This window comes from Mesorhizobium sp. M1A.F.Ca.IN.020.03.2.1 (genome assembly GCF_004023205.1).
GTDB lineage: Bacteria > Pseudomonadota > Alphaproteobacteria > Rhizobiales > Rhizobiaceae > Mesorhizobium.
Genome location: NZ_RZSV01000310.1, coordinates 1 through 5,393 on the forward strand (window position 1 = coordinate 1; position 5,393 = coordinate 5,393).

The window sequence follows — 5,393 nt, forward strand, 5'->3', positions numbered from 1 at the left end:
ACTACAATCACGGCGGCTTCGGAACGGTGCGCCTGAAGGAGCCGATGATCCTCGGCCACGAAGTCTCCGGCGTGATCGAGAGCCTCGGGCCGGGAGTGAGTGGACTGCAGACGGGACAGCTCGTCGCCGTGTCTCCGTCGCGGCCCTGCTACAGCTGCCGCTATTGCCGCGAGGGCATGCACAACCAGTGCCTCAACATGCGCTTCTACGGCAGCGCCATGCCGTTCCCGCATATCCAGGGCGCGTTTCGTGAAATGCTGGTGGCGGACGCGATTCAGTGCGTCCCGGCCGATGGGCTGACCGCCGGCGAGGCGGCGATGGCCGAACCGCTGGCCGTCTGTCTGCACGCGACGCGCCGGGCCGGAGAGATGCTGGGCAAGCGCGTGCTGGTCACAGGCTGCGGGCCGATCGGCCTGCTGTCGATCATCAGCGCGCGCCGCGCGGGTGCGGCCGAGATCGTCGCCGTCGATATCGCCGATTTCACGCTGTCGATGGCCATGCGCGCCGGCGCCGACAAGACCATCAACACCCGAAGCGAGCCGGAAGGTTTGGCGCCCTACCTTGCCGACAAGGGGACCTTCGACATCCTCTACGAATGTTCGGGCGCGGCGTCGGCGCTGGCGCAAGGCATCGCGGCGCTGCGTCCGCGCGGCACCATCGTCCAGCTCGGCCTCGGCGGCGCCGAGATGGCACTGCCGATGTCGACGGTGACCGCCAAGGAACTGTCGATCAACGGCTCGTTCCGCTTCCACCCCGAATTCGCCGTCGGCGTCGAGCTGATGCGCAAGGGGCTGATCGACGTGAAGCCGCTGATCACCCACTCGGTGCCGGTCGACGAAGCACTTTCCGGCTTCGAGCTCGCCAACGACCGCGGCCAGGCGATGAAGGTCCAGATCGCGTTTGCGTGAGCCGCAACGGCGCGTTGCATTCCGCCGTGATATCGATAACGTACGGCCATGCAATCTTCGCCCAAAAGGCCGACCATGGCCGATGTCGCGCATCGCGCCAACGTCTCGACGATGACCGTGTCGCGCGCTTTCAAGCGCGACGCTTCGGTCAGCGCCGATACGCGCGACCGCATCCTCAAGGCGGCTGAAGAGCTCGGCTATGTCTTCGACAGCATCGCCGCCAATCTGTCGTCGCGGCGCTCCGGCTTCGTCGCCGCGACGATCCCCTCGATCAACAACGCCAACTTCGCCGACACGGTGCGCGGCATGACCGAGGGCCTGCGCGACAGCGGGCTGGAGATCCTGCTCGGCTTCACCGACTATAATATCGAGGAGGAGGAACGCCTGGTCGGGCAATTGCTGCAGCGTCGCCCGGAGGCGATCATCGTCACCGGCGGCCGGCACACGCCGCGCTGCCGCAAGCTGCTGGCAAATGTCGGCGTTCCGGTGGTGGAGACCTGGGATTTGCCAGCCGATCCCATCGGCCACGTCGTCGGCTTTTCCAATGCCGATGCCGGGCGGCTGATGGTCGATCATTTCGTCCAGCGCGGCTATTCGAGGCTGGGCTTTATCGGTGGCGACACCTCGCGGGACACCCGCGGCCTGGACCGCCGGCGCGGCTTCGTCGCGGCGCTGGAGGACCGCGGCCTCGACGCTTCGCGCGTGATTGCCTCCGGCGTGCCGCCGATCTCGATGCGCGAGGGCGCGACCGCCATGGTCGAGATGATCTCGCGCTGGCCGGACACACAAGCGGTGATGTGCGTGTCCGACCTCTCCGCCTTCGGCGCCCTGATGGAATGCGTTCGACGCGGCATCCGCGTGCCGGACGACGTGGCGATTGCCGGCTTCGGCGCCTATGATCTCGCCGAGCAGTCGGTGCCTTCGATCACCACGATCGACGTCGGCGCGCATGAGATCGGCATCCGCGTCGCCGAGCTGGTGCTCGACCTGCTCAACGGGCGGCGAGCGCTCGATGACCGCGTCGTAGTCGGCATGACGCCCAGGGTTGTTGTGCGACACACGGCCTGAAGCGTCGGAAAAAACGAACGGCCGGCGGATGATCGCCGACCGCTCGCTGATCGTTCTGGATGGCGTCTATTTGCCCCAGATCTTCTTGTATTGGTCGCGGTAGCCGTTGCCCGGGTCGAAACGGTTGTCCGGGCCGCCGTCGAACTCGACATTGTCGGAAGTCACCACATGCAGCGGCGAGATGTAGCCCGACCATTTCTCGCCGGCCATGGCGCGGTTGAGCTCGTCGACAAGCTGCCAGCCCTGCAGGTTCAGCGGCTCGGCCACCGTCACCTTCTGGAACTGGCCGGAGCGGATGCGCTGGTAGGCCGATTCCGAACCGTCGCCCGCCGCGACGTTGATCGGCGCATCGGTGCCGGACTTGCCGGCCGCCGCGAGCGACGGCCCCATAAAGTCGAAATAGAGGTCGTTGATCGCCAGCGAATGGGTCCATTGATCGCCGTATTTCTGCAGCAGCGAGGTGGTGAGCTGCGGCATGCGCTGCGAGGTCTCGGCGATCGGCGTGTCGACATATTCGAGCACCTTCCCGCCGAGATCCTCGATCTCCTTCTTCATCCGGTCCGCCTTGGCGATAGCGATCTGGTAGGTGGAATCGGTGAAGATGATGACGCCGGGCTTGCCCTTGGCGTCGACAAAGGCCCAGTCGGCCGCCGCCTTCGAAACTTGCATTGGATCGGTCGAGACGTTGGCGACGATGCCGAGATCGTCGATCGGGCCGACGGTCGGCGCGGCGTGCCAGGCCACCATCGGGATCTTGGCCGCCTTGGCCTGCTCCATCGCCGGCTTCTGCTCGACGGCGTCGAAGCCGTTGATGATGATGCCATCGGGATTGAGCGCCAGCGCCTGGCCGAAGGCAGCGGTACGGCCGCCGATGGAGCCGGCGCCGTCAAGCGTCTTGACCGTCCACCCCAGGGCGGCAGCGGCTTCCTCGACACCCTTGGTGACGCCGAGGATGCCGCCGTTCTTCATGTCGGCGCCGAGCACGACGATGGTCTTGCCGGCAGCCCCTTTCGGTCCCGTGGTCGGTCCGTCCCACTTCTCGACCTTGCTGGCATATTTATCGACCACCGCTTTGGCGTCGGCCATCGGGTCGGCCAGCGTCGGCGAGGCGATGCCAAGCGCCAGGCAGGCAATTCCGAGCTGTAGGACTGTTCTGCGCTGCATATCGTTTCTCCCATTAAGCATTGTCGGTTGTATTTGTTGATTGGCTGGTGGCTGGTCGGCTGGTGGGCACGGATGCCGGCACCACCGCGCCGCGGCGCCGCTGCGCGTAGCCGGCAATGCCGATCGCGACGAGCAGGGTGACGCCGTTGAACAACGGCTCTACCCAGAACGACCCGCCGAACTGCTGGATGCCGGAAATCCCTACGGCCAGGATAACGACGCCGACGATCGTGCCCCAGACATTGACGCGGCCCGGCTTGATGGTGGTCGATCCGAGGAATGCGCCGACCAGGGCCGGCAGCAGGTATTCGAGGCCAACACTGGCCTGGCCGATCCTGAGCTTCGAGGCCAGCAGCACGCCGCCCAAGGCGGTGAGCGCGCCGGAGGCGACGAAGGCCCCCATGACGAATTTCTGCACCGGAATGCCGTTGAGCGCGGCCGCCTTCGGATTGGCGCCGATGGCGTAGAGGTAGCGGCCAAGCGGCATATATTCGAGCACCAGCCACATCACCAGCGCCAGCACGACCACGTAGTAGCCGGTGATCGGCAGGCCGAACAGCATGGTGCCGTTGAGGGAAAGGAAACCGTCGGGAAGCACGCCGACGACCTGGCGGCCGCCCGTGTACCACATTGCCAAAGCGTAGAGCACCGTGCCGGTGCCGAGTGTGGCGATGAAGGAATCGATGCGCGCCACCTCGACCAGCAGGCCGTTGATGAAGCCGGTGAGCACGCCGAGCAGGATGACGATGAGCACCGCGAGCGGCCAGGGCACGCCGAATGCGGTTTGCAGGCTGATGGCAAGGATGTGCCAGAGCACGATGCCGTAGCCGACGGTGAGGTCGATGCGGCCCGAAGCCATCGGAATCATCGCCGCCAGCGACAAGAGCGCGATGATCGCCTTGTCGGAAACGATCGAGCGCAAATTGAGCAGCGTCGGGAACGTCCGCGGCAGGAGCAGCGAGAAGCGCAGGATCAGGAGCAGCGTCAGGATCGGCAGGCCGTAGACCGGCAGATAGCGCGCCGCCTTCTGGCCGTAGCTCAGTCCGGCGAGCTCCGAACGGGTCGGCTCCAGCGCCGTCGATTTGATCGAGTTCATGGATCCTCCTCAGGCGGCTTCGGACACGGAAGCGGCGCTGATGAGCGCCGCCGTCGTCAAGGCATCGCCGGCGAGCTCGCGCACGATGCGATTGTGCGAGAAGACGAGCGCGCGGTGACAGATGTGGGCGACTTCCTCGAAATCGGTGGAGACGACGATCACTGCCAGCCCGGCTTCGACCGCGGCGGCGATCAGCCGATAGATCTCGGCCTTGGCGCCGACATCGACGCCCGCAGTCGGATCCTCGGCGATCAGAAGCTTACGGCCCGTCGCCAGCCAGCGGCCGACGACCACCTTCTGCTGGTTGCCGCCGGAGAGCGCCTCGATCGGCAGGTGCGGGTCATTGGGCCGCAGCCCCAGCCGTGCGCCGAGCTCCCGCGTCAGCTCGCTTTCCCGGGCCGGCTTCATGAAGGAGAAGAGCCCGCGGCCGACGGCCGAGGGGTTGAGATACATGTTCTCGCGCACCGAGAGCGACAGCGCCACGGATTCCTCGGTGCGGTCACGCGCAATCAGTCCGACACCGGCGGCAAGAGCGGCGCCGACCGAGGACAGGTCGAGGCGCTTGCCGTCGAGCCAGACCAAGCCGTCGAAAGCTTCAGTCCCAAACAGCGCACGGCCGACAGCTTCCTGCCCGGCGCCGCGCAGGCCGACCAGGCCAAGCAACTCGCCGGACCGTGCCTCGAAGCGAACCGGACCGACACTGCCGCAGGTGAGGTTTTCCACCCTGAGCCGTTCCGGCCCGTCCTGCCAATGCGACTTGGCAAACATCTGGTGCGCCGGCCGGCCGACGATGAGATCGACCAGTTCCTGCGGCGTGGTCTCGGCCACCGGCTTGACCGCGACCATGCGGCCGTCGCGCATGACGGCGACGCGGTCGGCGATGCGGAACACCTCGTCCAGCCGGTGCGAGACATAGATCATGCCGACGCCGCGCGCGCGCAGCGGCCGGAGCGCCTCGAACAGGCGCTCGACCTCGTCCGCCGGCAGGCTCGCCGTCGGCTCGTCGAGGACCAAGACGTCGGCCTCGGTGGCCAAAGCCCGGGCAATCGCCACCAGAGACTTTTCGGTGCGGGAGAGGTCCTGCACTCGCGTCGCCGGATCGAAGGCACAGCCGACCAGCGCCAGCGCGCGCTCGGCGCGGCGCTCGGTGTCTTGCC

5 protein-coding genes are annotated in these 5,393 nt (G+C 66.6%); 2 read left to right on the plus strand and 3 right to left on the minus strand.

The window, feature by feature from the left end:
• Both EOA79_RS29190 and EOA79_RS29195 read left to right on the plus strand, forming a co-directional pair.
• Positions 1 to 908, plus strand: a 908-nt coding sequence (locus EOA79_RS29190; RefSeq protein WP_164893991.1) for an L-idonate 5-dehydrogenase, incomplete at its 5' end; no start/stop codon positions are given.
• A 75-nt stretch (positions 909 to 983) separates the two neighbouring features.
• On the plus strand, positions 984 to 1,976 hold the full coding sequence (locus tag EOA79_RS29195; protein ID WP_095824191.1) for a LacI family DNA-binding transcriptional regulator: 993 nt from the start codon (positions 984 to 986) through the stop codon (positions 1,974 to 1,976).
• 66 nt (positions 1,977 to 2,042) lie between these two features.
• On the opposite strand, the gene EOA79_RS29200 is transcribed toward EOA79_RS29195, so the two are convergent.
• The 3 genes from EOA79_RS29200 to EOA79_RS29210 form a co-directional block, all read right to left on the minus strand.
• Complete coding sequence (locus EOA79_RS29200) at positions 2,043 to 3,140, minus strand: substrate-binding domain-containing protein (RefSeq protein ID WP_095782522.1); 1,098 nt, start codon at positions 3,138 to 3,140, stop codon at positions 2,043 to 2,045.
• A gap of 13 nt (positions 3,141 to 3,153) precedes the next feature.
• Positions 3,154 to 4,236, minus strand: coding sequence for an ABC transporter permease (locus EOA79_RS29205; protein WP_128293529.1), 1,083 nt, complete (start codon positions 4,234 to 4,236; stop codon positions 3,154 to 3,156).
• A gap of 9 nt (positions 4,237 to 4,245) precedes the next feature.
• On the minus strand, positions 4,246 to 5,393 hold a 1,148-nt coding region (locus EOA79_RS29210), incomplete at its 5' end, for a sugar ABC transporter ATP-binding protein (RefSeq protein ID WP_164893992.1).